General features: G+C 63.4%; 23 protein-coding genes. 13 read left to right on the forward strand and 10 right to left on the reverse strand.

The window, feature by feature from the left end:
- Positions 1-53: 53 nt before the first annotated feature.
- On the reverse strand, positions 54-2,153 hold the full coding sequence (locus tag ABDW57_RS02590; protein ID WP_343728643.1) for a hypothetical protein: 2,100 nt from the start codon (positions 2,151-2,153) through the stop codon (positions 54-56).
- 427 nt (positions 2,154-2,580) lie between these two features.
- On the opposite strand from ABDW57_RS02590, the gene ABDW57_RS02595 reads away from it, so the two are divergent.
- From ABDW57_RS02595 to ABDW57_RS02640, 10 genes are all read left to right on the forward strand, one after another.
- On the forward strand, positions 2,581-3,549 hold the full coding sequence (locus ABDW57_RS02595) for an ABC transporter substrate-binding protein (RefSeq protein ID WP_343728644.1): 969 nt from the start codon (positions 2,581-2,583) through the stop codon (positions 3,547-3,549).
- Entirely contained in the window at positions 3,549-4,370 is an 822-nt protein-coding gene (locus ABDW57_RS02600) for an ABC transporter permease (RefSeq protein ID WP_343728645.1), read from the forward strand. The genes ABDW57_RS02595 and ABDW57_RS02600 overlap by 1 nt, the downstream gene beginning before the upstream one ends.
- Positions 4,370-5,161 carry an ABC transporter ATP-binding protein gene (locus tag ABDW57_RS02605; RefSeq protein WP_343728646.1) on the forward strand — a complete coding sequence of 264 codons (792 nt, stop codon included), beginning with the start codon at positions 4,370-4,372 and terminating at the stop codon, positions 5,159-5,161. The genes ABDW57_RS02600 and ABDW57_RS02605 overlap by 1 nt, the downstream gene beginning before the upstream one ends.
- Before the next feature lie 21 nt (positions 5,162-5,182).
- The gene (ccsA, locus tag ABDW57_RS02610) at positions 5,183-5,986 is read left to right on the forward strand and encodes a cytochrome c biogenesis protein CcsA (RefSeq protein ID WP_343728647.1); all 804 of its coding nucleotides are present in this window, start codon (positions 5,183-5,185) and stop codon (positions 5,984-5,986) included.
- Positions 5,983-6,279, forward strand: a complete 297-nt coding sequence (locus tag ABDW57_RS02615; protein WP_343728648.1) for a PP0621 family protein — start codon at positions 5,983-5,985, stop codon at positions 6,277-6,279. The genes ccsA and ABDW57_RS02615 overlap by 4 nt, the downstream gene beginning before the upstream one ends.
- Positions 6,280-6,291: 12 nt before the next feature.
- Positions 6,292-7,977 carry an ATP-binding protein gene (locus ABDW57_RS02620; protein ID WP_343728649.1) on the forward strand — a complete coding sequence of 562 codons (1,686 nt, stop codon included), beginning with the start codon at positions 6,292-6,294 and terminating at the stop codon, positions 7,975-7,977.
- Positions 7,977-9,392 (forward strand): sigma-54 dependent transcriptional regulator, encoded by a 1,416-nt coding sequence (locus ABDW57_RS02625; RefSeq protein WP_343728650.1) that lies wholly within the window; start codon positions 7,977-7,979, stop codon positions 9,390-9,392. The genes ABDW57_RS02620 and ABDW57_RS02625 overlap by 1 nt, the downstream gene beginning before the upstream one ends.
- Positions 9,389-10,006, forward strand: coding sequence for a 1,6-anhydro-N-acetylmuramyl-L-alanine amidase AmpD (gene ampD / locus ABDW57_RS02630; protein WP_343728651.1), 618 nt, complete (start codon positions 9,389-9,391; stop codon positions 10,004-10,006). Before ABDW57_RS02625 ends, ampD begins: the two co-directional genes overlap by 4 nt.
- Positions 10,007-10,178: 172 nt before the next feature.
- Positions 10,179-13,094 carry a ribonucleoside-diphosphate reductase subunit alpha gene (locus ABDW57_RS02635; protein WP_343728652.1) on the forward strand — a complete coding sequence of 972 codons (2,916 nt, stop codon included), beginning with the start codon at positions 10,179-10,181 and terminating at the stop codon, positions 13,092-13,094.
- A gap of 109 nt (positions 13,095-13,203) precedes the next feature.
- Positions 13,204-14,316, forward strand: a complete 1,113-nt coding sequence (locus tag ABDW57_RS02640) for a ribonucleotide-diphosphate reductase subunit beta (RefSeq protein ID WP_343728653.1) — start codon at positions 13,204-13,206, stop codon at positions 14,314-14,316.
- A 56-nt stretch (positions 14,317-14,372) separates the two neighbouring features.
- On the opposite strand, the gene ABDW57_RS02645 is transcribed toward ABDW57_RS02640, so the two are convergent.
- The 3 genes from ABDW57_RS02645 to ABDW57_RS02655 all read right to left on the reverse strand — a co-directional run bounded on the left by ABDW57_RS02645 (position 14,373) and on the right by ABDW57_RS02655 (position 16,228).
- On the reverse strand, positions 14,373-15,599 hold the full coding sequence (locus ABDW57_RS02645; RefSeq protein WP_343728654.1) for a type II toxin-antitoxin system HipA family toxin: 1,227 nt from the start codon (positions 15,597-15,599) through the stop codon (positions 14,373-14,375).
- Entirely contained in the window at positions 15,596-15,907 is a 312-nt protein-coding gene (locus ABDW57_RS02650; protein WP_343728655.1) for a helix-turn-helix domain-containing protein, read from the reverse strand. The genes ABDW57_RS02645 and ABDW57_RS02650 overlap by 4 nt, the downstream gene beginning before the upstream one ends.
- A gap of 90 nt (positions 15,908-15,997) precedes the next feature.
- Entirely contained in the window at positions 15,998-16,228 is a 231-nt protein-coding gene (locus ABDW57_RS02655) for a hypothetical protein (protein ID WP_343728656.1), read from the reverse strand.
- Between the two features lie 274 nt (positions 16,229-16,502).
- Between ABDW57_RS02655 and ABDW57_RS02660 the strand changes: the two genes are divergently transcribed.
- From ABDW57_RS02660 to ABDW57_RS02670, 3 genes are all read left to right on the forward strand, one after another.
- Complete coding sequence (locus ABDW57_RS02660; RefSeq protein WP_343728657.1) at positions 16,503-16,793, forward strand: hypothetical protein; 291 nt, start codon at positions 16,503-16,505, stop codon at positions 16,791-16,793.
- Between the two features lie 958 nt (positions 16,794-17,751).
- Positions 17,752-18,759, forward strand: a complete 1,008-nt coding sequence (locus ABDW57_RS02665; protein WP_343728658.1) for a hypothetical protein — start codon at positions 17,752-17,754, stop codon at positions 18,757-18,759.
- A gap of 82 nt (positions 18,760-18,841) precedes the next feature.
- On the forward strand, positions 18,842-19,372 hold the full coding sequence (locus ABDW57_RS02670) for a YggT family protein (protein WP_343728659.1): 531 nt from the start codon (positions 18,842-18,844) through the stop codon (positions 19,370-19,372).
- A 28-nt stretch (positions 19,373-19,400) separates the two neighbouring features.
- Here ABDW57_RS02670 and ABDW57_RS02675 read toward each other — a convergent pair whose 3' ends face one another.
- The 6 genes from ABDW57_RS02675 to aroQ form a co-directional block, all read right to left on the reverse strand.
- A complete protein-coding gene (locus ABDW57_RS02675) occupies positions 19,401-20,339 on the reverse strand; it encodes a carbohydrate kinase family protein (protein WP_343728660.1) in 939 nt (312 codons plus the stop codon).
- Between the two features lie 9 nt (positions 20,340-20,348).
- Positions 20,349-22,004: a DUF3426 domain-containing protein gene (locus ABDW57_RS02680; protein ID WP_343728661.1), complete on the reverse strand. Its 1,656-nt coding sequence runs from the start codon at positions 22,002-22,004 to the stop codon at positions 20,349-20,351.
- Positions 22,005-22,012: 8 nt separating this feature from the next.
- Positions 22,013-22,945: a 50S ribosomal protein L11 methyltransferase gene (gene prmA / locus ABDW57_RS02685; protein ID WP_343728662.1), complete on the reverse strand. Its 933-nt coding sequence runs from the start codon at positions 22,943-22,945 to the stop codon at positions 22,013-22,015.
- 3 nt (positions 22,946-22,948) lie between these two features.
- Positions 22,949-24,328 carry an acetyl-CoA carboxylase biotin carboxylase subunit gene (accC, locus tag ABDW57_RS02690; RefSeq protein ID WP_343728663.1) on the reverse strand — a complete coding sequence of 460 codons (1,380 nt, stop codon included), beginning with the start codon at positions 24,326-24,328 and terminating at the stop codon, positions 22,949-22,951.
- 105 nt (positions 24,329-24,433) lie between these two features.
- Positions 24,434-24,913, reverse strand: a complete 480-nt coding sequence (gene accB / locus ABDW57_RS02695; protein WP_343728664.1) for an acetyl-CoA carboxylase biotin carboxyl carrier protein — start codon at positions 24,911-24,913, stop codon at positions 24,434-24,436.
- 52 nt (positions 24,914-24,965) lie between these two features.
- On the reverse strand, positions 24,966-25,403 hold the full coding sequence (aroQ, locus tag ABDW57_RS02700; RefSeq protein ID WP_176645016.1) for a type II 3-dehydroquinate dehydratase: 438 nt from the start codon (positions 25,401-25,403) through the stop codon (positions 24,966-24,968).
- Positions 25,404-25,405 lie beyond the last annotated feature (2 nt).

The raw sequence follows: 25,405 nt of genomic DNA on the forward strand, positions 1-25,405 counted from the left end.
AAGGCCAGCCGGCGCCATTGCTGCGCCGGTCTGCCCAGTTGCGGGACGCCGCGTTATTTCGGTAACACGACCTTCAGGATGGCCGACTCGGTCGCCACCGCCAGGCTGTTGCTACCGAGCGGCACCACGCTGAGCAGGCGCGTGAGCTGCCCGGGCAGCGCGCCCAGCACCACGCTGGCCGCGCTGTCGCCGCCGACCACGAGGGTTTTCACGCCGGCTGGCGTGACGCGGAAGATGGCGCCGGGCGTGGCCGGATCGAGTTGGTAGACGTTGCCATCCGGCGCGGCGTTCAGGTTGGCGGGCAAGGCGTCGATCGTACTGACCACCGCTTGCGGCGTGATCTTGCGCACGGTGGTGCTGGCGTCGATGGCGCTCGCCCGGTCGCGCACATACAGGTTGCCGGCGCTGTCGACGCCGGCCAGGGACGGTCCGCCGAAGCGTGCGGCTGCGCCGCTGCCGTCCTTCTGCTGCGGCGTGCTGCTGACGACCACGGGCACACCGGCGATCAGTGTGAATTTGTTGCCCGCCTCCACCTGGTAAATTCCGCCGCCGAAGGCGTTACTGGTACCGGGCGGCGTCAGTGACACAAGCAGTTGGCCGGCCGGTGTCACCAGCATGCCGCTGATGTCCATGCCGAGGTTGAGGGTGGCGTAGGTGCTGACCTTGCCGGCAGCAGTGGTCTTGCGGATCACCGTCTTGCGCTGGTAGAAGTTGCTGACGTCTTCCACCGAATAGACGCTGCCGTCCGCGTCGGCGGCCAGCAGGCCCGGACGGACATAGCGGGCGGTGTCGCCGTCGCCGTCCTGCATCGTGTAAGCGGCGTCCTGCGTGCCAGCCAGCAGCCTGGTGGTGCCATCGGTGCCCAAGCGTGTCACACTGTCGGCGCGCGCCAGCAACAGCGTGCCGTCGCGCTGCACGGCCATGCTTGACGGCCGGATGTCATACGGCCCATGCGGCGTGCCGACCTGATACAGGGGCACGATGGCGTCGCCGCTCAGCTTGCGGATTTCGTAGTAGGATGTATCCTGACTGACATAGAGCAGCAGCACATTGCCGTCGCCATCCACGCCGATCCGGACCGGCGCCGCCGTGGCCGAGGTGGTCGGGCTGGCGACCACCGGGAAGCGGGCCAGCGTGGTGACAACCCCGGCAGGCGTGATCCGGCGCACGCTGCCCTGGTCCAACGCGAACAGGGTGCCGTTCTTGTCGACGGTCACGTCGTTCAACAACGTGAAGCTGGCCGCTGTGCCAGTACCGTCCAGGGCGCCGGTCTGGAACATCGCACCAGCGAACGGTTGATCATTTCCGTCCGCCCGCCATAAGACGATGTAGTTATCATGCAGGCGATAAATTTGGCCGTCGGGACTGGCGAGCACATCGCCGCCGTGACCGTTGAAGGTCGTGATCATGCTGCCCAACAGAGTCGCCGTGCCATCGCTGCCCAGCTTGTAAGTGGCGTAATAGTATTCGCGCGATGTGGCGTTGCCTACTTTGGTGAAATAGACTGTGCCGTCGGCGGCCACAGTGGGCGCTTCATATCGCGTGCCCAGGCCCAGTGCGGCGGTGGAGACAGTGGTGACGCTGCCATCCGCTGCGATCTTGCGCAGCAGGTTGGCCGAACCAGTGTTCTCCGTGACATAGCTGTTGCCGGCGCCATCTACCGTGATGCCTGAGATGCCAGCAAAGCGGGCGGCTGTGCCTACCCCGTCTACACTGATTGCCGCGTTGGCGACGCTGGTGGTGTTGCCGGCCAACAGAGACAGGCCGGGCTTGTTGGCGTCGGGCAGCAGGTTCAAGATGATGGTCTTGCTCAGGCTCCCTGAAGTGGCCGTGATCGACACTTTGGCGACTGCGTTGACGTCGCTGCTGGCCGGCGGCGTGTAGCTGAGGTTGTTGCCGCTTGCGGCCGACAGCGTGCCCGGGGTGCCCGCCGCGAGTTGCCAGGCGATAGTGCCGGCACCGTTCAAGGCTGCCGTCAAGGCCACCGCCGCGCCACCGACATAGGCGTCGTTGCCGGCTGCGCTCAGCGTCAATTCAGTGGCCGCTACCGGCTGCGCTGGCGCTGTCGATGGCGGCGCTGAGGAGCCGCCGCCGCAGCCCGCCAGCGCCAGGGCCAGCAGGGCAACCAGAGTGCTTGATCGAATTCGTAACATATAGTGACCTTTTAAAAAGATTAATAAGGGTATCAATGCGTGCTGCACTGCCTGAGAGTCGTGGAAGCGCACGCTGGCGGCCGGTCGGTAGGTCGCATCATCGTAAGGCTCTGCCGCCAATTGATGGCGTCGTCCGCCGCGGTCAGTGTGTTACTGAGGCCTCCGATACGGTAGGCGGCCGGTGTCAGCGCGCCATCACGCCGCCGGTGTGTTGAAAAGCTGCCTGTGTCGTCATCTCTGTTAAAGAGGAATCTTAATTATCAGTTAATGCTGGATTGTGTATCAAATCGGAGGCCAAGAAATGCACACAATGTCACAGAGGTGCATGCTAACTGACAATTTTTTGCGCCGTTTCAGATTGGTGCGCGTATTATCGATGCAAAATTGCGAAGGCCGTAGACCCTATATTTTTGAGGAGATAGATAGCATGAGATTGAAAGCGATCGGCGTAGCGTTGACCTCCATGGTGTTGTTCGGCTCAGCCCAGGCGCAGGACGTGGTCCGCCTGGGCAACCTGAAATTCGCCCACTACGGCGCCGTCTCGTATATCAAGGAGCTGGCGCCCAAATGCGGCATCAAGGTCGAGGAGCGCATCTTCGCCAAGGGCCTGGACGTGATGCAGGCCATCATCGCCGGCGAGCTCGATGTCGGCACCACCGCCTCCGAGGCCGCCATCTCGGGCCGCGCCGGCGGCGCGCCGATCTATGTGGTGGCCGGCTTCGCCAAGGGCGGCGCGCAGCTGGTCAGCCGCGCCGACCTGAAACTGAAAACCGTCAAGGACCTGAAAGGCAAGAAAGTCGGCGTCACCCGCGGCGGCATCCAGGAAGTGCTGCTGCTGGCCGAGCTGCAGCAAAACGGCCTGACCGTCTCCGACCAGCCGGGCAAGGATGTGCAACTGGTGTTCCTGGCCTACGCCGACCTGAATCAGGCCCTGCTGGGCAAGCAGATCGACGCCATGATGCAGTCCGAGCCGCAATCCTCGCAAGCCATCAACAAGGGCTTCGGCAGCGAGATGATCAAGCCCTACGACACCCCGATCGGGGAACCGGTGCGCACCATGGTGATGACCGAGAAGTTCTATAAAGAGAAGCGTCCGCTGGCGGAGAAGTTCATGAACTGTTTCGTGCAGTCGACCAAGCTGTTCATCGAGAACAAGGCGGTGGCCGAGAAGTATGTGCGCGAGGTGGTGTTCAAGGGCCAGATCACCAAGGACGACTTTGACGACGCCATCGGCAATTCGCCGTACAGCTACGACATCACGCCCGAACACATCCAGATCACCACCGACGTCATGGTCAAGACCGGCGTCGGCCGCATGAGCAAGCCGCCGGTGGCCAAGGACTGGGTCAAGACCGACCTGCTGGACGCCGCCAAGAAAAACCTGGGCGTCAAATAATGGCCACCGCGTCGTGGCGCCAGATCGGCGTCGGACTGGTGCTGCCGGCCGTGGTGGTGGGCGTGTGGCAGCTGGTGGCGCAGCTGGGCTGGGTCAATCCGCAAGTGCTGCCGTCGCCGCTGGCGGTGACGGAAAAGTGGATTGCCTACCTGCTGCCGCTGCAGCCCTATGATCCGGCCGCCGGCAGCTGGCTGCACTGGGCCGTCTCCGGCGAGCTGATTACCGATTCCCTGAGCAGCTTGTACCGCGTGGTGGTCGGCTTCCTGATCGGCGGCGGGCTGGCCCTGCCGCTCGGCCTGGCCATGGGCATGAGCAAGCACGTCTACGACTGGTTCAATGTGCTGGTGCAGATGGTGCGGCCGATTCCGCCGATCGCCTACATCCCGCTGTCGATGCTGTGGTTCGGGCTGGGCAATCCGCCGGCCGTGTTCCTGATCGCGCTGGGCGCCTTCTTCCCGGTGCTGATGAATACCATCGCCGGCGTGCGCCAGGTGGACGGCATTTACCTCCGCGCCGCCCGCAACCTGGGCGCTTCCGGCCTGACCCTGTTCACCCGCGTGATTTTGCCGGCGGCGGTGCCGTACATCCTGTCCGGCGTGCGGATCGGCATCGGCACCGCGTTTATCGTGGTGATCGTGGCCGAGATGGTGGCGGTGAATAACGGCCTCGGTTTCCGCATCCTGGAAGCGCGCGAGTACTTCTGGTCCGACAAAATCATCGCCGGCATGATCACCATCGGCCTGATCGGCCTGGCGATCGACGTCGGCATGAACAAGCTGAATAACTATCTGCTGCGCTGGCACCGCGGCCTGGAAAACTGATGACCCATATCTTAGTCTCGCAAGTGAACAAGGTGTTCCAGACCGCCGAACGCGAAGTGGTGGCGCTGAAGGACATCAACCTGGAGATCCCGCAGGGCCAGTTCGTCTGCCTGCTCGGCCCCTCCGGCTGCGGCAAATCGACCCTGCTGAACGCGGTGGCCGGCTTTGCGCCGCCGTCGTCCGGCAGCATCACGGTGGAAGGGCAGGCGGTGACCGCGCCCGGCCCGGAGCGCGGCATGGTGTTCCAGGAATACGCGCTGTTCCCGTGGATGACGGTGCAGGACAATGTCGCCTTCGGCCTGCAGATCAAGGGCCAGCCCAAGGCGCAGATCCAGGCCACGGTGGATCAGCTGCTCACCATGCTGTCGCTGCAGGACTTCCGCAGCCGCTATCCGAAAGACCTGTCGGGCGGCATGCGCCAGCGGGTGGCGATCGCGCGCGTGCTGGCGCTGGATTCGCCGATCATGCTGATGGACGAGCCGTTTGGCGCGCTGGACGCGCTCACCCGGCGCAACCTGCAGGACGAGCTGCTGCGCATCTGGGCCGAGCTGAAAAAGACCATCATCTTCGTCACCCACTCGATTGAAGAGGCGATCTACCTGGCCGACCGCATCGTGGTGATGACTTACCGCCCCGGCACCGTCAAGCGCGACCTGCTGATCGACCTGCCGCGCCTGCGCGACCCGGCCGCCGCCGGGTTCAATGCCCTCAAGCGTGAACTGGGCCAGCTGGTGATGGAGGAGCAGCAGCGCCACCATCACGACGAATTGCGCATGGCAGCCGGGGATTGAGCGATGGTGTAAACTGCCGGGATGCAGATCTATTCTTTTATCGCAGCCATTGCGCTGTACATCTTGTGCGCCGCCTTGCCCGCGCGCCGCGGCGGCCTGATTTCGGCTGTCACGCTGGCGGCCTGGCTGCTGCACGGCGCCGGTCTGTGGTCGGAAATCGCCGGCGGCGGTGAGCTGCGCTTCGGCTTTGCCGCCATGCTGTCGTCGGCGCTGTGGGTGTCGGTGGCGGCCTACTGGATAGAGAACCAGAATTTCAGCCTGGATGGCCTGCGCCGCCTGGTCATGCCGTTTGCCGCCGTCGCTGCCGCGCTGCAGGTGATCTTCCCCGGCAACCTGGTGCCGATGGAGGGCAAGTCGCCGCTGTTTGGCTGGCATATCGCGATCGCCACCATGGCCTATTCCACCCTGACCATCGCCGCCTTCCACGCCGTGCTGATGGCATTGCAGGAGTCGCGCCTGCACGCGCGCACCGACAAGAAGTCGTTTTTGTCCGGCGCACTGGACCAGCTGCCGGCGCTGCTGACCATGGAAAAACTGTTGTTCCGCATGATAGGCTTCGGTTTCGCGTTACTCAGCCTGACCGTGTTGTCGGGCATCGTGTTCTCGGAACAGCTGTTCGGCCAGGCGCTGAAATGGGATCACAAATCCGTCTTTACCCTGCTGTCGTGGGTGCTGTTTGCCGCGCTGCTGGCCGGCCGCCGCTTCCGCGGCTGGCGCGGCAAGACCGCGCTGAGCTTCACGCTGGCCGGCTTTGCGACTTTGCTGCTGGCCTATGTCGGCAGCCGTTTTGTGTTTGAAGTGGTGTTACATAAGGGTTGGGCATGATTACCAAGATTGTGATGTGGTTGGCGTTGATAATGCTGGTGATCTTCGCGATCCGCTCCAAGATCCGCGAGGCGAAAAAGCGCCATCAGCAGCAGTTCCGCCAGCCGCCGCAGCCGGCGCCGGCGCAGCCGTCGCAGACCTTCAAGGCGCGCGCCGCCGCCCAGGCGGCCAACGACGCCGAGGTGATGCTGCAATGCGCGCACTGCGGCGTCTTTTATCCTGCCTCGGAAACGGTGCAGGCCAACGGCCGTGACTATTGCAGCGCGGCCCACGCCGCCCTGCCGTCCGCATAACCGCCAGCGACCGTGATCGCGCGCCTGCAAGCCCTGTCGGCCGAAGCGCGCGCCACCTTCTGGCGTTCGCTGCAGACGCTCAACGCCACCCGCGTGGTGATCGCGCTGGTGCTGCTGGTCTACCTGAGTTTCGATAACCGCGGCCTGCGCGCCTCCGGCCAGTACCTCTACCTGCAAATCTGCCTGCTGTATCTGGGGCTGGCGATCGGCTTTGCGCTGTCGGCGGTGTATGTGCAGCGCCGCTTCGTGCTGCAGCTGCTGTCGCAGATCGCCTGCGACCTGGCCATCATCTCGCTGCTGTATCTGGCCGGCGGCGGCATGCGCAGCGGGCTGGCCATCCTGTACCTGTTCCCGCTGGCCGGGCTGGCGATCCTGGCGCCGCTGGTGGTGTCGCTGTTCTGCGCCTCGCTGGTGTCGCTGTTCCTGCTGGGCGACACCACTTGGCAAATCTTCCTCACCGAGAGCGACCGCGATGTGATGCAGGCCGGCTTGTACGGCGCTGCCTTCCTGGCCGCCGTGCTGGTGGTGAACCGCATGGCCGCCAAGTTGATCGGGCAGGAGGAACTGGCCATCCAGCGCGGCGTGGAAATCAATGTGCAGCAGGCGGTCAACCGGCTGGTGATGGCCAATATCGGCGACGGCATCCTGGTGGTCGATCCGGACGGGCAGGTGTTTGCCGGCAACCCGGCCGCGCAGCAGATGCTGGGCCTGGTGGGGCCGGAACTGAAGTTCAAGCTGTCGGCCGCCGTGGCGCTGGCGCCGCTGGCGCAGGCTTACCACGCGTGGCGCGAAGATGCCACGCGCGCCACCGCCTTCATCACCATCAAGCCGTTCAACGACGCCGCGCTGGAAGGCATGACCGCCGCCTGGGGCGCGCGCCGCGACCTGGCCGCGCATCTGAAGGTGCGCTTTGCCGCCGCCGAGACCCGCGGCCTGGGCGCCGAGCGCAGCGTGATCTTCCTGCAGGACGTGACCGGGATTGAAAATCAGGCGCAGCAGCTCAAGCTGGCGTCCATGGGGCGGCTCACCGCCAGCATCGCGCACGAGGTGCGCAACCCGCTGTCGGCCATCGGCCACGCCACCTCGCTGCTGGCTGAGGACCTGCACGATCCGGTGCACCAGCGCCTGTTGAAGATCGTCAGCGACAACGTCAGCCGCGTGAACCGCATGGTGGAAGACATCCTGCAGCTGTCGCGCAAGGCGCAGTCGCACCACGAACCGCTGGCGCTGGACGTGTTCCTGGCCGAGCTGCGGGCGGAGTTCATCGAAACCCACAATCTGGCGCCGGCGATCCTCGGGCTGTCGGTGGCGGCCGGCACCACGGTGCGCTTCGATGCGCTGCACCTGCGCGAGGTGATCCTCAATCTGTTGAACAACGCCGTACGCTATGCCAGCGGCGGCCCGGACTCGATCCGGCTGGACGTGGTGGGCAACAAGGCGCAGCGGCTGGAACTGCATGTGCAGGACGATGGTCCCGGCATTTCGCCGGAAGTGCGGGCACACCTGTTTGAACCGTTTTACACCACCTCCAGCAAGGGCACCGGGCTGGGGCTGTATCTGGCACGCGAATTGTGTTTGAATAATGAGGCGCGGCTGGACTATGAATACCGTTTTGACAACAGCGACAGCGCCGACGGCAGCCCTGCCTTGAGCGGGCGCTTTGTAATCACCTTTGCCCAGCAAGGAAAGGCTGCTTGATGAAAGGTTCCCAACGCACCCCGCGCGTCCTGGTGGTCGACGACGAAGCCGACCTGCGCGAACTGCTGGAACTGACCCTGCTGAAAATGGGCCTGGACGTCGACAGCGCCGCCACGCTGGCCGAGGCGCGCACGCTGCTGACCGGCACCGAATACCAGCTGGTGCTGACCGACATGCGCCTGCCCGACGGCCTGGGGCTGGAACTGGTGCGCGAAGTCACGGCCGCCTGCAAGAATACGCCGGTGGCGGTGGTCACCGCCTTCGGCAGCGCCGACAACGCGGTGGTGGCGCTCAAGGCCGGCGCCTTTGATTACATCTCCAAGCCGGTGGCGCTGGACCAGTTGCGGGTGATGGTGCAATCGGCGTTGCGCCTGAACGCCGAGCCGCCGGTAGCACCGGCGCCCAGCGCGGCGCCGGCGGTCAGCCGCCTGCGCGGCGAGTCGGCGGTGATCCAGGCCTTGCGTGCGCAGATCGCGCGGCTGGCGCGGTCGATGGCGCCGGTGGCCATCCACGGCGAATCGGGCAGCGGCAAGGAGCTGGCCGCGCGCGAGATTCACGCCCAAAGTTCGCGCGCCGGCAAGCCCTTCATCGCCGTCAACTGCGGCGCAATTCCGGAAGCGCTGATGGAAGCGGAGTTCTTCGGCTACCGCAAGGGCGCTTTCACCGGCGCCGCCGACGACCGCGAAGGCTTCTTCCAGGCCGCCAACGGCGGCACCCTGATGCTGGACGAAGTGGCCGACCTGCCGCTGGCCATGCAGGTCAAGCTGCTGCGCGCGATCCAGGAGCGGCGGGTGCGCAAGATCGGCGCCACCGCCGAGGAGCCGGTCGATGTGCGCATCATCAGCGCCACCCACAAGAACCTGGCGCAGTGCGTGGAGCAGGGCAGCTTCCGCCAGGATCTGTTCTATCGCCTGAACGTGATTGAACTGAGCCTGCCGCCGCTGCGCGAACGGCTGGACGATCTGGAGCTGCTGACCGCCGCCATTCTGGACCGGCTGGGCACCTTCGAGCACAAGGTGGTGCTCGGTCCCGGCGTGCTGGCGGCGCTGCGCGGCTACGCCTTCCCCGGCAATGTGCGCGAGCTGGAAAACATCCTGGAACGTGCGCTGGCCTTTGCCAACGATGGCGTGATCCAGGTCGACGACCTGTCGCTCAAGGGCGCGCGCATGGCGGAAGCGGCGCCGCTGCCGACGCCGGCGCCGCTGGCGGCCGCGCCGGCCATCGCGCCGCCCAACCCGGACAGCCTGCCCTCCAGCCTGCCCGAATACCTGAACCAGGTGGAGCGCGACATCATCCTGCGGGCGCTGGCGCAGACCCAGTTCAACCGCACCCAGGCCGCCCAGCTGCTGGGCATCAGCTTCCGCCAGCTGCGCTACCAGATGCAGAAATTGAATATCCAGGAGCCCGATTCGTGAGTGCTTTTGACGGCTGGCTGCCGCTGGCAGCGCGTTACGACAGCCCGTACTTCGATGCCCGCCCCGGCGCCACGCCGGACGACATCACCCTGCTGGTGATCCACAATATCTCGCTGCCGGCCGGGCAGTTTGGCGGCCCGCACGTGTCCGACCTGTTCACCGGCCGGATCGATTATAATGCTGACCCCTCGTTCGCCGACCTGCGTGGCCTGAAGGTTTCCAGCCACTTTTTTATCCGCCGGGACGGCCGCGTCATTCAATACGTTTCCGCCAACGAGCGCGCCTGGCATGCCGGCGTGTCGCAGTTTTGCGGGCGCGAGAAATGTAATGATTTTGCTATCGGGGTGGAGCTGGAGGGCAGCGATCTGGTGGCCTTCGAGCCGGCCCAGTATGCGGCGCTGGCGGCGCTGACCATCGCGCTGCGCCAGCACTATCCATTGACTGACGTGCAGGGGCACGAACACATTGCGCCGGGCCGGAAAACCGATCCCGGGCCGTGCTTCGACTGGGAATATTACCAGAAACTGCTGAATCAAAAGGCACTGGCTGAGCCCGCGTTAGTGGGCGCTATCGCGGGATTGCGCGTGGTAAAAGGCGTTCCGCAAAGTCAATAGAAAAATTGCCGTAAACGACAAAATTTCCCCTTGCATGGGTGTTTTGCGGCTACTACAATCAGTGGATCGGGTCGGGTCCGGCCACTAGATATAGTGGTTGCCGTGATATCGATTCTTATTAAACATATATGCGGCGCAGCAATGACTGCACGTTGTTATCCGGGGAGCTTAAATGCAATCTACTCAAGACATCACCATCAATCCAGCGCTGGTACCAGCCGCCGCTGCGAGTACCGCCAGCAGCCCGGCAACGGCAGCAAGCGATCTCGGTGACTACCGCATCATTCGCCGTAACGGCGCGGTTGTCGCGTTTGAACCGTCGAAAATTGCAGTCGCCATGACCAAGGCCTTCCTGGCCGTCAACGGCGGCCAGGGTGCGGCCTCGGCCCGCATCCGCGAACTGGTGGAACAGCTGACCAGCAGCGTGGTGGCTGCGCTGGTGCGCCGCCAGCCATCGGGCGGCACCTTCCACATCGAAGACGTGCAAGACCAGGTGGAACTGGCGCTGATGCGCTCGGGCGAACACGATGTGGCCCGCGCCTACGTGCTGTACCGCGCCAAGCAAATGGAAGAACGCCGTCTGGCCAAGGAAGCCGCCGGCGCCACCACCATTGCTGCACCGCAAATCCACGTGCTGGAAAACGGCGAGCGCAAGCCGCTGGAACTGAACCGCGTGACCAGCCTGATCGGCGCCGCCTGCCAGGGCCTGGAAAAACACGTGGACGCTGACGCCATCGTCGCGGAAACCCTGAAAAACCTGTACGACGGCGTGCCGGTCGAAGAACTGCACAAGTCCGCCATCCTGGCTGCCCGCGCGCTGATGGAGAAGGACCCGGCTTACTCGCAGGTGACCGCCCGCATCCTGCTGCACACCATCCGCAAGGAAGTGTTCGGCAAGGAAGTGGCGCAAGCTGCGGCCGCCGCCGAATACGTGACCTACTTCCCGCAATACATCGCCAAGGGCATCGCCGCCGAGCTGCTGGACACCAAGCTGGGCGAGTTCGACCTGGCCCGCCTGGCCAAAGCCATCGTCGCCGACCGCGACCTGCAGTTCGGCTACATCGGCCTGCAAACCCTGTACGACCGCTACTTCCTGCACGTGCGCGATGTGCGCATTGAAATGCCGCAGGCCTTCTACATGCGCGTCGCCATGGGCCTGGCCCTGAACGAAACCGACCGCGAAGCGCGCGCCATCGAGTTCTACAACCTGCTGTCGACCTTCGACTTCATGTCGTCGACCCCGACCCTGTTCAACTCGGGCACCCTGCGTTCGCAGCTGTCGTCGTGCTACCTGACCACCGTGTCGGACGACCTGGAAGGCATCTACGACGCCATCAAGGAAAACGCCCTGCTGGCCAAATTCGCCGGCGGCCTGGGTAACGACTGGACCCCGGTGCGCGCGCTGGGCGCCCACATCAAGGGCACCAACGGCAAATCGCAAGGCGTGGTGCCGTTCCTGAAAGTGGTCAACGACACCGCCGTGGCGGTCAACCAGGGCGGCAAGCGCAAGGGCGCGGTGTGCGCCTACCTGGAAACCTGGCACATGGACATCGAGGAATTCCTCGACCTGCGCAAGAACACCGGCGACGACCGCCGCCGCACCCACGACATGAACACCGCCAACTGGATTCCGGACCTGTTCATGAAGCGCGTGATGGAAAAAGGCGAGTGGACCCTGTTCTCGCCATCGGACACCCCGGACCTGCACGACCTGGTCGGCAAGGCCTTCGAAAAAGCCTACCTGGGCTACGAAGCCAAGGCCGCCGCCGGCGAAATCCGCGTGTTCAAGAAAATCCAGGCGCTGGACCTGTGGCGCAAGATGCTGTCGATGCTGTTTGAAACCGGCCACCCATGGATCACCTTCAAGGACCCATGCAACATCCGTTCGCCGCAGCAGCACGTGGGCATGGTCCACAGCTCCAACCTGTGCACCGAGATCACCCTGAACACCGGTCCGGACGAAATCGCCGTCTGCAACCTGGGTTCGGTCAACCTGCCGGCCCACATGAAAGAGGGCAAGCTGGATCACGTCAAGCTGCAGAAAACCATCCGCACCGCGATGCGCATGCTGGACAACGTGATCGACATTAACTACTACGCGGTCGACAAGGCGCGTAACGCCAATATGCGTCACCGTCCGGTGGGCTTGGGCGTGATGGGCTTCCAGGACTGCCTGCACATGATGCGCGTGCCGTTCTCGTCGATGGAATCGGTGCAGTTTGCCGACACCTCGATGGAAGCGGTCTGCTACTACGCCTACCTGGCCTCGACCGAGCTGGCCGAAGAACGCGGCCACTACGCTTCGTACAAAGGTTCGCTGTGGGATCGCGGCATCCTGCCACAGGACTCGATCAAGCTGCTGGCCGAAGAGCGCGGCGGCTACCTGGAGCAGGACCTGTCGTCCTCGATGGACTGGACCCCGGTGCGCGAGCGCATCGCCAAGTTCGGCATGCGTAACTCGAACTGCGTGGCGATCGCACCGACCGCGACCATCTCGAACATTATCGGCGTCTCGGCTTGCATCGAACCGACCTTCCAGAACCTGTACGTGAAGTCCAATCTGTCGGGCGAGTTCACCGAGATCAACGCCTACCTGGTGCGCGACCTGAAGGCGCGCGACCTGTGGGACGAGGTCATGATTGCCGACCTGAAGTACTTCGACGGTTCGCTGGCCAAGATCGACCGCATCCCGCAAGACCTGCGTGACATTTATGCAACCGCGTTTGAAGTGTCGCCAAGCTGGCTGGTGGAAGCCGCCTCGCGCCGCCAGAAGTGGATCGACCAGGCGCAGTCGCTGAACATTTACATGGCTGGCGCCTCGGGCAAGAAGCTGGACGAAACCTACAAGCTGGCATGGCTGCGTGGCCTGAAAACCACCTACTACCTGCGTACCATCGCCGCCACCCACATGGAGAAATCCACCACCAAGACCGGCGCCCTGAACGCCGTGCCGGTGGACGGCGGCCTGGCTGCGGCCAACGCCGCGCCGGCGCCAGCGCCGGTGGCCGCCGCCGCTGTGGAAGAAGGCGCCGCCTGCTACCTGCGTCCGGGCGACGACGGTTTCGAGGAATGCGAAGCCTGCCAGTAAGAGCCGTCATTCCGGCGCACGGCGGAATCCATACTGAGTCAGCATGGGTCCCGGCGTGCGCCGGGACGACATTGGTACTAATATAGATAGAATTCAGAAGGAACTCATTATGTCGCTGTCCTGGGACGACGAGGCCGCACCGGCCAAACAAGTAGTCAATCAAGCTGCGCTGGCCGCCTCCGAGGGCAGCGCCGAGCAAGTCGCGCTGCGCGTGAACGCGGACGACAAACGCATCATCAACGGCAAAACCGACGTCAACCAGCTGGTGCCGTTCAAGTACAAGTGGGCCTGGGACAAATACCTGGCCGGCTGCGCCAACCACTGGATGCCGCAGGAAGTGAACATGCAGCGCGATATCGAGCTGTGGAAGAACCCGAACGGCCTGACCGAAGACGAGCGCCGTCTGGTCAAGCGCAACCTCGGCTTCTTCGTCACCGCCGACTCGCTGGCCGCCAACAACATCGTGCTGGGCACCTACCGCCACATCACCGCGCCGGAGTGCCGCCAGTACCTGCTGCGCCAAGCGTTTGAAGAGGCGATCCACACCCACGCCTACCAGTACATCGTCGAGTCGCTGGGCCTGGACGAGCAGGAAATCTTCAACGCCTACAACGAGATCAAGTCGATCCGTGACAAGGACGAGTTCCTGATTCCGTTCATCAACACCCTGACCGACCCGGCGTTCACCACCGGCACTGTCGAGCAGGACCAGAAACTGCTCAAATCGCTGATCGTGTTTGCCTGCCTGATGGAAGGCCTGTTCTTCTATGTCGGCTTCACCCAGATCCTGGCGCTGGGCCGCCAGAACAAGATGATGGGCGCCGCCGAGCAGTACCAGTACATCCTGCGTGACGAATCGATGCACTGCAACTTCGGCATCGACCTGATCAACACCATCAAGATGGAAAACCCGCTGCTGTGGACCCCGGCCTTCAAGGAAGAGATCAAGCAGCTGTTCCTGAAAGCGGTGGAACTGGAGTACGCCTACGCCGAAGACACCATGCCGCGCGGCGTGCTGGGCCTGAACGCCACCATGTTCAAGGGCTACCTGCGCTTCATCGCCAACCGCCGCGCCACCCAGATCGGCCTGGAAGCGCTGTTCGAGCAGGAAGAGAACCCGTTCCCATGGATGAGCGAGATGATCGACCTGAAGAAAGAGCGCAACTTCTTCGAGACCCGCGTCATCGAATACCAGACCGGCGGCGCGCTGAACTGGGACTAATCCTCCCATCGCTCTTCAAAAAACCATGTGTGCCATAGCGGCCACATGGTTTTTTTTCATTTCAGCCGCGCGCGGCTGGCGAGGATGGCTTTATTGATGGACCTGACCGTCGCGCTGCGGATGGGTGCATCGCGAGCCAGCTGGGCAAACCGGCTAGCTCGCGTGGCCATGCTATCGATAATATCCCGCGCCCAACTGGTGGGCACGCCGCCATCGCTGGCGAGCCGTAACAGCTCATTCAGGCCAGGCGCCCGGCTTTCCCCCATGACTGACATCTGGTGTGCGCCGCCAGGGCCATGGCTGAAGCTAAGGTCGTAGCATGGGGCGAGTTGCCAGCGCCAGTCCTTGGTCATCCGGTATGAGAAATTCTTGGCATGGTCATCCCGATTATTGAACAATACATTGAAGACGCAGCGCTGGTAGGCTGTTTCGACCTGACGCTGGTCACGGGTGAGCAGGCGAGTGGCGCGCAGGAAGGTGCTGTAGTCGAGCGACGGCAGGCGGAAGTCGACATGTAGCAGGCCTGCCAGTGTCTGTACCGGCACGCGCATCCCATCGTCCCGGTCAAAACGCCGTGAGCCAAATGCCGCCATGCCGCGACCGAGATCGAAATGGTGGGTTGCAGGCGCCTCCAACCCGCAGCAGCGGGCTAACTCGGCGTAGACCTGCTCAATGGCGCAGACCTCATGATGCTCGCCTGACGCCGGGAACTTTATCAGCCAGGGTTGTCCCCAGCCGGGATTATCCAACGTGCTGATTTGACCGCTCACAGGATCGAACTGTACGAGGACCTTGGGACGAGAGCCGTGCGGCGAGCCGCCGAGCCGTGCCAATTGCTTCAGTATGGCGCTGTCTTTTCCCTGGATGAGTGTCTGAGCCGCCATCGCCAGATCCCGTAGCTGGATATCTTCTGCCGTCAGTTGGATAGGATCTGGGGGCACATAGCTGAGCGCGCCCATGCCTCGCTCACTGATGAAGGCCAGCCGGTCCAGTGGCGAAATGCCGCTTTGAGGCCGCCCCTGTTTGCGGAATAGCCGGTCCATGAGCAATATACCCCAGCCGTCCGGCAGAGAGTCGGCCAGCAGGCCGGGCAGGCGGTGTTGATGTGGCGGGAAGCCGCTGAATGCTCCAGCGCGCAGTGGCAGGTGGCGGGGTGAGAGTTCAAGATCGCGGCGCAGCGCCTCCGGTGCATACTCGAACAGAAGGTCTTTACCATTGTCTGCCAGCGTGCCCAGCGGCCATCGTTCGCCCCAACCGTTGAAGATCACGCTCAGGAGTTTCATTTGACTGTCCGGCGTGGTGCGCGTTGCCGGTCGGCGCGCGCGGCCTTTTCCATCGTGGCGATGGAAACGACCTTGAGGCGGAATAGCTCACCAAGATCGTCGGCCAGGCCTAGCGAGGCGACGATCTGAACAAAGGATTCCAGCGAGGCCTGGCCGCGGTTCTCCAGGTTCTTGACCGTGCCGCTAGACAGCCCGGCACGGTCAGCCAGCTCGACCTGCGTCCATCCCTGCATAAGCCGCCGGGCGCGCAAACGTCGCCCCAGTTCCACGCAGATCTCCGGCGTGGTTGCCATCATAAAGTCAAACATATTACCTCCAAACGAAGGTACTGAAGCTTAATAGCTAATATCTTATCCCTAATTTCAGCTGCATCCAAGCCGTAGCGGGAGCGTGGAAGACTAAGGCAGAGCTACTAATATAAGCAGCCAGCGTGGGACTGTGCTCGTCGTGCGTGAGGGTGGCGAGGTCGCCGTCGGGCGCAGCAGGGTGATGTCGCCGGCCGCGAAACCGTGGGCGCTGCGCAGATGGCCTGCATGGTCGCGCAGTTCGGCGTGCGCGCCGATGTCGATGATGGGCAGGCCGCAGCGCGGCACGATCGCTGGCGGGTTCATAGCGCAGCATAATCCCATCCTCCGATTCCAATAGCGAAAACAAACGACGCGGCTGACCGCTTGCGCGTTAGCCGGCGCGCAGCGAGCGTCGTCCTCGTCTTCACAGGTATCGAGCCGTGCGTCAGCGGCGAGGAATACGCGGCCCCTCGATAGCGCTCTGCTAGCCGCGCGTTCATCGCATAGTCGGAGCGCCAGTGCACCGCGTGCACCTGTATGTCATCGCGTCCGGTGTGCGCGGCGACGGCGGCGGCGATCCGCATAAGCTAATTTGCTCACCGCCTTTGCCCCAGCGATGCCATACCTCGCGCGTCAGTCCGCGCAGCGTCAGATCCGCACCACCGACCGCGCATGCAGCGACTCATCCTGCATGCCGCCGAACGGCTCACGCGTTTCCTCTGCTACGGGCGACAAGCGTGTGCGCGAAGCGGAGGTGACGGAGTTGGGGCGCGAGATGGCGGATGCCATCGACCGCATGCGCGAAGAGCTGGTTGGCGAATTGATGGCCGATTGGACCAACGCCGAGCGCATGGCCGCCGACATGAACGAGTGGGTGGTCCGCCGCAAACTGGAAGACGCCGAGTAAGACCATCCCCATTTCAAACGCCGCCTGTCGCGGCATGCCTTAACGTCGATTTACACCATCGCTCAGGCTCGCGATCGCGTTCGATCACGCGCGCCAAAGCGCAGGCACGATGCGGTGCACCGCTGTATTCCGCTTGCTATTCGTCTTACTCTGTCTCATAATCGCGACGAATTAAAAACAGCGAGTAGCGGCGGTGCGAAGTGCAGGCGCAAGCGCTCTCGGATTCGGAAGCGGGTCACGCGATTGTCGAGCGGATTTTGGCGGCGTCGAAGAAACCCAGGTGGCATAAGGCTTACTTTGAAGTGCGATTTTTGCGGCGCGATGCGCGTGGCACTTCCCGAACCCGATTGAGCGCGCGTGAAGAGCGCGCGACCACGCAAGCGAGCAGGCCGAATCGGTATGCCTACGTTAGTTAGCGCGCGTTGAACGTAAAAAAAGCGCGCGAATATCTATCGTGCTGGTTGCGCACCGACAAGGTTTTCGTGTACTTTACGAACTTGAAAATGCGTGATTTAAAAAGTGCGAAAAATTTGAAGGCGCACCGCGCAGAGATGACCGAGATACGGGATACTGATTCACACGATATGCACAAGACCACGTCGTTTTTGTTCAACCGTCTTGCCTGATCAGATTCAGGCCGGGCGGTTTTTTGTTTGAAAACGAAAACCGCGACGTGGCTGCGACGCAGGTTCCAGGAGCTGAGGACACGCCCGGACCACCGCAAAACGTCGCCACAAGATTTGTATCTGCACGCCGCTCCGGCCTCGGACGGCGGGTGGATCGATGGCTGAAGCGCTGCACTTGTGAGGAGATGCAGCAGTTCAGCTAGTGCCGAATTCATTAGCGCAAACGGATGAAGGTTTGCGCCGATGAATAATTCGCCTGGCCCAATCCCGGGTTGGACGGGTTTAAATCTTGTAAACGAATTTTTCCCATCCCCGATGAAGGAGAACTAAACATGGCAACCGCCGCAAAGAAACCAGCAGCCAAAAAAGCTGCCGCTCCAGCAAAAAAACCAGCAGCCGCTAAAGCCGCCGCTAAACCAGCAGCGAAAGCTGCCGCCAAACCAGCTGTGAAAAAAGCCGCTGCCAAGCCAGCCGCTAAACCAGCAGTGAAGAAAGCCGCTGCCAAGCCAGCAGCGAAACCAGCAGCGAAGAAAGCCGCCGCTAAACCAGCAGCTAAGCCGGCAGTGAAAAAAGCAGCCGCCAAACCAGCAGCGAAGAAGACCGTCGCCAAAGCAGCAGCTAAACCAGCAGTGAAAAAAGCCGCCGCTAAACCAGCAGCCAAGAAAACCACCGCGAAAGCAGCAGCCAAACCAGCAGCGAAAAAAGTAGCCGCCAAGCCAGCAGCGAAGAAAGCCGCTCCTAAAGCAGCCGCTAAACCAGCAGCGAAAAAAGCCGCCGCCAAGCCAGCAGCGAAAAAAGTAGCTGCTAAACCAGCAGCGAAAAAAGCCGCTCCTAAAGCAGCCGCCAAACCAGCTGCCAAGAAAACCGCCGCCAAGCCAGCAGCCAAGAAAGCTGCAGCCAAGCCAGCCGCCAAGAAAGCAGCTGCCAAGAAACCAGCAGCGAAAACGGCAGCCAAACCGGCTGCAAAGGTAGCGGCTAAGCCAGCAGCAAAAAAGCCGGTTAAAGCAGCTGCGCCAAAGGCAGCTGCTAAACCAGCCGCAAAAAAGCCAGCAGCAAAAAAAGCCGCTAAGCCAGCCGCCAAGCCAGCGGCCGCTCCAGCAGCAGCACCGGTAGCCGCCGCCGCGCCAGCAGCCGCGCCAGCCGCCAAGCCAGCCGCCAAGCCAGCAGCGAAAAAAGCCGCTCCTAAAAAAGCAGCTCCGAAGAAGGAAGCCGCTAAGCCAGCAGCTCCAGCCGCCGCCGCTCCTGCAGCGCCGGCCGCGCCAGCCGCCGCGCCAGCAGCAAAAACCGTACTGGCGCCGGCTGCCGCATGGCCGTTCCCAACCAGCACCCGTCCTTCCTAAGCCTTAAACGCTTAAAAGCCTGCTGAGGCAATGGCCGCTGTGTGAGACAATCACACAGCGGCTTTTTTATTGGAGGGAATTCGTGCTCAGTATTCTTAAGTTGATAGTCGACGCCATCGCCGTCTTGTTGGGCAGCGCCTTGCTGCTGCGTTTCTGGATGCAGGCGATCCGCGTGCGGCCGCCGTCGTCGGTGGCGCAGTTCACTTTCCAATTGTCGGACTGGCTGGTGCGGCCCTTGCGCCGGATCGTGCCGGGCGTGGGCGGTTATGACTGGGCCAGTTTGATCGGCGCCTTCCTGATCGTGCTGGCAGCCACCTCGATCCTGTTCTTTGCCGGCTGGCCGTGGCCGGCGGTGGCGCTGATGGCGTTCCAGCGCTTCCTGGAGTGGATCCTGTACGGCTTCATGGCCTTGCTGGTGATCGAGGCGATCTTCAGCTGGGTGAATCCGCATGCGCCGCTGGCGCCCTTCGTGCGGGCGCTGAACGAGCCGCTGCTGCGGCCGATCCGCCGCGTGGTGCCGCTGGTGGGGAATCTGGATCTGTCGCTGCTGGTGGCGCTGATCCTGCTGCAGATAGCGCAGCTGTTGTTAGGCATGGCCTTCGCCGGCCGATAAAAAAGCCCCGCAAGGGGCTTTTTCATTTTCAGAAGCGGTAGCCGAAGGCTGCTTCAAACTGGTCCGCAATGCCGGCGGCGGTGAAGTGGTGGTTCTGCGCACCCTTGTGGGCAATCTTGATCGCGCCCAGCAGACTGGCCAGGCGGCCGGTGGTTTCCCAGTTCCAGCCGTTGGTGATACCGAACAGCAGGCCGGCGCGATAGGCGTCGCCGCAGCCGGTCGGGTCCAGCGCCGCCGCCACCGGCACCGCCGGGATGTCGATGCGCTGACCCTTGGTGTAAATCTCCGAACCCTGCTCGCCACGGGTGACGATCAGCGCTTCCACGCGGCCGGCAATCGCCTCCAGCGACAGGCCGGTACGCTCGATCAGCAGTTCGATTTCGTAATCGTTGGTGGTGACGTAGGTGGCTTGGTCGATGAACTCGATCAGTTCCTCGCCGTTGAACATCGGCAGTTGCTGGCCCGGGTCGAAGATGAACGGGATCTGCAGGCTGGCCAGGTCGGCGGCGTGCTTCTTCATGCCCAGGTGGCCGTCCGGCGAGATGATGGCGATGCGCGCGGGACCGGCCTTGGCGATCTCGTTCTCGTGCGCGTACGACATGGCGCCCGGGTGGAAGGCGTTGATCTGATTGTTGTCCTGGTCGGCGGTGACGAAGCACTGGGCGTTGTAGGCGTCTTCCTTGATCAGGATGTTGTCGGTGGCCAGGCCCAGTTTGCGGAAGCGCGCCATGTAGGCGGCGTTATCCTGGCCCATCACGCCGACGATGCGCGGCGAACCGCCCAGCAGCAGCAGGTTGTAGGCGATATTCGGCGCGCAGCCGCCGAATTCCGTGCGCATGGTCGGCGCCAGGAAGGACACGTTCACCTTGTGCAGCTGGTCGGGCAGCAGGATGCTGTCGAAACGGTTGGGGAATTGCAGGATGGTGTCGATCGCGATCGAACCGCAAATCAGGGAGGTCTGGGTCATGATAGTTCTTTATGGGTAGAAGACTGCGATGTGATAGCCGGATGCTTTCAGATCGTGAAGCTCGAAGTACAGTTTAACGGCTTGTTCGGTGTGCGGGGCAAATCCTTTGTCGATCGCGACGTCGGCGCCGAGATAGTCGCGCGGGGTGAACACGCGGCGCAGGATGCGCTTGTCGTTGGCGTCGTCCAGCACCAGCTCGATCGATGGCCAGGCCTGCGCGGTGGCGCTCTGGTTGCGCAGCAGGGTGGTGAAGGAGAAGGTGGTGTCGCTCAGGGTTTGCAGTTCGCCCTGTTCGATGGTGAGGTCGTCGATCTGCGTCGGCAGTTCGATTTTGCAGCCCAGCGACTGGCAGGCGGCGCTCAGGGCCGGCTTCAGCGCCGGCACGGTGGCGGCGATGCTGTTGCGGAAGGTGGTCACCGCTTGCGCCAGCAGGGCGGCCACCAGCAGCACCGAGCCGAGGCTCATGGCGATGGTGGCGGCCTGGCCGAATTTCTGGCGCTGGCGGTCGCGTTTGACGAAGCCCGGTTCTTCCGGCGCGGCTTGTTCTTCGTTGGCCGGCGCCAGGTCGTCCATGCTGTGCGCGTGCAGGTAGGCGTGGCCGCGCGCGGCCTGCGCTTCGGCCAGGCCGTTGCTGGAGAGCTGGACCAGGGCTTCTTCGTCGACTTCATCGAGTTCGTCGTCGCGCAGCGGGCGCGCTGGTGCCGGAGCGGGGCGCTGGCTGTCGTCATCGGCGGCGCCGGTTGCCGCGGCGTCTTCCGCCTCGGCGGCGAAGACGGCATCGGCGGCGGCGGCCAGGGCGGTGTTCAGGCCCGGGCCGGCGCCGGCTTGCGGTTCGTCGTCCAGCGACGGCTCGCCCCAGGTGGGTTCGACCCGGCCGCCGGCCATGTCGGCGTAGGCGTCTTCAGCGATGGGCTGGCCGTCGGCGTCGTGCTGGACGTCGGCCAGGGTTTGTTCCATCGCTTGCAGCTCGGCTTCCAGGGCGGCTTCCAGCTCGTCTTCGCTCATGCTTTCGACGTTCAGGACTTCGTCCAGCGGCGCGGCGCTGACGTCGGGCTCGCTGCTGGCTTCCAGGTCGGGCTCGGATTCGATGTCCAGATCGAGGTCGAACAGGGCCTCGGTGCTGGCGGGCAGAATGGCCGGTTCGGCCGGCAGCGGGATCGGCGCCGGCGGGGCGGCGGCAATCGGCTCGTCGTCCATGTCCAGCTCCGGCGCGGCGTCGTTGGCGAGGTCCAGCAGCAGCGCGGGTTCCGGCTCGGCGGCCACGGAGGTGCCGTCAAGGTCGGCCGCTGGCGATGGCTCGGCGGCCGGTGGGAGGTCATCGAAGGCCAGCGCCGGCGAGGGCGCGGCCGCTGGCGGCACCGCGTCTGCGTCTGCGGCGTCGGAGGGGGCGTCAGCGGCGGCGGCCTGATCGTCGAGATCGAGTTCCAGCGTGGGCGGCGCTGCTTCGGCGCCCAGCACTTCGGCTGCGCGCGTATCGAGCGCGGCCATTTTCTGATCGAGGGGAATGCTTGCAGGGAGGGCGGCAGGCGGCTCCAGCAGGGCCGCGTTGCCGTCAAAGACTTCATTACAGGAGCCACAGCGCACTATGCCCCCACGTAATTTCAACTGGTCATGAGCGACCCGAAATACCGTGTTGCAGTGGGGGCATTTGGTGGCGAGCGCCATTGCCGGGCTTAACGCGCAGCCGGAATGGTGTCGCTACCGAGGCGGCCATGCAGCGCCACCCAACCGTCTTGCTCAGCCCAGACGCCCAGCTTGATGAACGGCGCGTAAGCGGCCGCCACTTCCTCGGCCTGGCGCGCCAGCACGCCCGACAGGATCAAAGAACCGCCATCGGCCACACGGCCCGACAGCATCGGCGCCATCAGCTTCAGCGGGCTGGACAGAATATTGGCGACCACGATGTCAAAGCGCTGCGCGGCATGCCTGGACTCGGCAAAGGTATCCGGCAGGAAGTAGGCAATCTCGCAGTTGTTGCGGGTGGCATTGTCGGCCGCCGACTCGATCGCCTGCGGGTCGATGTCCACGCCCACCACTTCGCCGGCGCCAAGCTTCTTGGCCACCATGGCCAGGATGCCGGAACCGCAGCCGTAGTCCAGCACGGTCTTGCCCGGCGCCGGATGGGCTTCCAGCCACTCCATGCACAGGCGGGTGGTCGGATGGCTGCCGGTGCCGAAGGCCAGGCCCGGGTCCAGTTCCAGAATCAGTGCGTCCGGATTTGGCGCCTCGTGCCACGACGGCACCACCCAGATGTTCTTGCCGATCTGAATCGGCGCGAACTGCGACTGCGTCAGGCGCACCCAGTCCTGCTCCTCCACCTTGCGGGTGGTGAACTTCGGCAGGGTGGTCAGGCCGATCTGGCCGGCGGCGGCGGCCACGATCACGGCCTGATCGTCATCTTCATCGGTCAGGGCCACCACGCGGCTGTGATCCCAGGCCGCTTCGGTCGGCTCCATGCCCGGCTCGCCAAACAGCGGTTTTTCCGCGTCCGTGCCTTCATCCGCGTCTTCCACGGACACCGACAGGGCGCCCACATCCATCAGCGCCTCGGAGAGGGCCTCGGCGTGGTCACGCGCGATTTCGATGACGATTTCAGTCCAGCTCATGTCTTACCCTTTGTTGCTCAAGCTCAGTTTGTGCAGGTCCGGCATATCGGCCAGCTTCTGCTCAAGATAGTGAATATTGGTGCCGCCTTCGATGAAGCGGGCGTCCACCATCAGCTCGCGGTGCAGCGGGATGTTGGTCTGGATGCCTTCGACCACCATTTCCGACAGCGCGATCTGCATGCGGCGGATCGCCTGCTCGCGGGTGGCGCCGTAGGAAATGACCTTGCCGATCATCGAATCATAGTGCGGTGGCACATAATAACCCGCATACGAGTGCGAGTCGACGCGCACGCCCGGACCGCCCGGCACGTGCCAGGAGGTGATGCGGCCTGGCGACGGCGTGAACTTGAACGGATCTTCCGCATTGATGCGGCACTCGATGGCGTGGCCGGACAGCATGACGTCGCGCTGGCGGAAGCGCAGCTTCTCGCCGGCGGCGATGCGGATCTGCTCCTGCACGATGTCGATGCCGGTGATCATTTCGGTGACCGGGTGTTCCACCTGCACGCGGGTGTTCATTTCAATGAAGTAGAACTCGCCGTTCTCATACAGGAATTCAAAGGTGCCGGCGCCACGGTAGCCGATCTTGCGGCAAGCCTCGGCGCAGCGCTCGCCGACCTTTTCGATCAGCTTGCGCGGAATGCCGGGCGCCGGCGCTTCCTCGATCACCTTCTGGTGGCGGCGCTGCATCGAGCAGTCGCGTTCGCCCAGCCAGACGGCGTTCTTGTGCTCGTCGGCCAGCACCTGGATTTCCACGTGGCGCGGGTTTTCCAGGAACTTCTCCATATACACTTCCGGATTGCCGAACGCGGCGCCGGCTTCCGACTTGGTCATCTGCACCGCGTTGATCAGTGCTGCCTCGGTATGCACCACGCGCATGCCGCGACCGCCGCCGCCGCCGGCGGCTTTAATGATGACCGGGTAGCCGACCTTGCGGGCGATCTGCACGATGGCTTTCGGATCGTCTGGCAACGCGCCTTCCGAGCCCGGCACGCACGGCACGCCGGCCTTGATCATGGCTTGCTTGGCGGTGACCTTGTCGCCCATCAGGCGGATCGATTCCGAGCGCGGGCCGATGAAGACGAAGCCGGACTTTTCCACGCGCTCGGCAAAGTCGGCGTTTTCCGACAGGAAGCCGTAGCCTGGGTGGATCGCTTCCGCGTCGGTGACTTCGGCCGCGCTGATGATGGCTGGCATGTTCAGGTAGCTCAGCGACGACGGCGCCGGGCCGATGCACACCGATTCATCTGCCAACTTCACGTATTTGGCGTCTTTGTCTGCTTCCGAGTGGACTACGACCGTCTTGATGCCCAGTTCGCGGCAGGCGCGCTGAATACGGAGGGCGATTTCGCCACGGTTGGCAATAAGGATTTTTTCAAACATGATAGGTTCGCTATGTCTGTGAGCGCCGATTGGCTGCGTCAGGTGAGGAGGGATTGCGGACCAGGACGGCGCGCCCGTGCCGCCGGGGCAGGGCGCTGGCCGTTCTTAGCCGATCACAAACAGCGGTTGTCCGTACTCGACCGGCTGGCCGTTCTCGACCAGGATCTGGGTGATGGTGCCGGCCTTGTCGGCGTCGATTTCGTTCAGCAGCTTCATCGCTTCGATGATGCACAGGGTGTCGCCTTCTTTCACGGTCTGGCCGACTTCCACAAATGCTGCCGCGCCTGGCGCCGACGAGCGGTAGAAGGTGCCAACCATTGGCGACTTGACCACGTGGCCGGTAGGCTCGGCGGCCGCGGCCGCAGGTGCAGCGGCGGCGGCCGCTGGCGCGGCGGCTGGTGCAGCGGCGGTCGGAGCGGCGTGGTATTGCGGGATGGCCTGCGGCTGCATCATCACCATCTGGTTTTGCGCGATGGCGGACGACTTGACGATGCGAACTTTGCTCTCGCCTTCGGTCACTTCGAGCTCGGCGATGTCCGATTCTGCGACCAAATCAATCAAGGTCTTCAGCTTGCGTAGATCCATGTAACCCCCAGGAATGTCTTATGTGTATAAAAATGCGCGCAGATCGCGTAGGTTATCGCTTTTTAAGGGCGAAGTCGATGGCAAACCGATATCCTTCGATACCCAGTCCGCAGATGGTTCCTATTGCAATCGCGCTAAGGAATGAGTGGTGGCGAAACGACTCGCGCTGGTAAATATTCGAAATATGCACTTCCACAAACGGGATGGCCACCCCTGCCAGGGCGTCGCGCAAGGCCACGCTGGTGTGGGTCAGGCCGCCCGGATTGATGACGATGGCGTCCACGCCTTCCGCTTTGGCGGCATGGATGCGGTCGATCAGCGCACCTTCGTGATTGCTCTGGAAGCAAGACAAGCTCGCACCCGCTGCCTGGGCCTGTGCCTGGGCAGCGTGTTCGATGTCGGCCAAAGTGCTTGCGCCGTAGACCTCAGGCTCGCGCGTACCCAGCAAATTGAGGTTGGGTCCGTTGAGCAGTAGGAGGTTTTTTGCCATGA

It is taken from the genome of Duganella sp. (assembly GCF_039595735.1).
Classification (GTDB): domain Bacteria; phylum Pseudomonadota; class Gammaproteobacteria; order Burkholderiales; family Burkholderiaceae_D; genus Rugamonas.

Excerpts from the sequence above, each read along its gene's own strand:
- ABDW57_RS02590 (WP_343728643.1), bottom strand. The coding sequence starts at position 2,153 with ATGTTACGAATTCGATCAAGCACTCTGGTTGCCCTGCTGGCCCTGGCG.
- ABDW57_RS02595 (WP_343728644.1), top strand. The coding sequence starts at position 2,581 with ATGAGATTGAAAGCGATCGGCGTAGCGTTGACCTCCATGGTGTTGTTC.
- ABDW57_RS02600 (WP_343728645.1), top strand. The coding sequence starts at position 3,549 with ATGGCCACCGCGTCGTGGCGCCAGATCGGCGTCGGACTGGTGCTGCCG.
- ABDW57_RS02605 (WP_343728646.1), top strand. The coding sequence starts at position 4,370 with ATGACCCATATCTTAGTCTCGCAAGTGAACAAGGTGTTCCAGACCGCC.
- ccsA (WP_343728647.1), top strand. The coding sequence starts at position 5,183 with ATGCAGATCTATTCTTTTATCGCAGCCATTGCGCTGTACATCTTGTGC.
- ABDW57_RS02615 (WP_343728648.1), top strand. The coding sequence starts at position 5,983 with ATGATTACCAAGATTGTGATGTGGTTGGCGTTGATAATGCTGGTGATC.
- ABDW57_RS02625 (WP_343728650.1), top strand. The coding sequence starts at position 7,977 with ATGAAAGGTTCCCAACGCACCCCGCGCGTCCTGGTGGTCGACGACGAA.
- ABDW57_RS02635 (WP_343728652.1), top strand. The coding sequence starts at position 10,179 with ATGCAATCTACTCAAGACATCACCATCAATCCAGCGCTGGTACCAGCC.
- ABDW57_RS02640 (WP_343728653.1), top strand. The coding sequence starts at position 13,204 with ATGTCGCTGTCCTGGGACGACGAGGCCGCACCGGCCAAACAAGTAGTC.
- ABDW57_RS02645 (WP_343728654.1), bottom strand. The coding sequence starts at position 15,599 with ATGAAACTCCTGAGCGTGATCTTCAACGGTTGGGGCGAACGATGGCCG.
- ABDW57_RS02650 (WP_343728655.1), bottom strand. The coding sequence starts at position 15,907 with ATGTTTGACTTTATGATGGCAACCACGCCGGAGATCTGCGTGGAACTG.
- ABDW57_RS02655 (WP_343728656.1), bottom strand. The coding sequence starts at position 16,228 with ATGGGATTATGCTGCGCTATGAACCCGCCAGCGATCGTGCCGCGCTGC.
- ABDW57_RS02660 (WP_343728657.1), top strand. The coding sequence starts at position 16,503 with ATGCCATACCTCGCGCGTCAGTCCGCGCAGCGTCAGATCCGCACCACC.
- ABDW57_RS02665 (WP_343728658.1), top strand. The coding sequence starts at position 17,752 with ATGGCAACCGCCGCAAAGAAACCAGCAGCCAAAAAAGCTGCCGCTCCA.
- ABDW57_RS02675 (WP_343728660.1), bottom strand. The coding sequence starts at position 20,339 with ATGACCCAGACCTCCCTGATTTGCGGTTCGATCGCGATCGACACCATC.
- ABDW57_RS02680 (WP_343728661.1), bottom strand. The coding sequence starts at position 22,004 with ATGGCGCTCGCCACCAAATGCCCCCACTGCAACACGGTATTTCGGGTC.
- prmA (WP_343728662.1), bottom strand. The coding sequence starts at position 22,945 with ATGAGCTGGACTGAAATCGTCATCGAAATCGCGCGTGACCACGCCGAG.
- accC (WP_343728663.1), bottom strand. The coding sequence starts at position 24,328 with ATGTTTGAAAAAATCCTTATTGCCAACCGTGGCGAAATCGCCCTCCGT.
- accB (WP_343728664.1), bottom strand. The coding sequence starts at position 24,913 with ATGGATCTACGCAAGCTGAAGACCTTGATTGATTTGGTCGCAGAATCG.
- aroQ (WP_176645016.1), bottom strand. The coding sequence starts at position 25,403 with ATGGCAAAAAACCTCCTACTGCTCAACGGACCCAACCTCAATTTGCTG.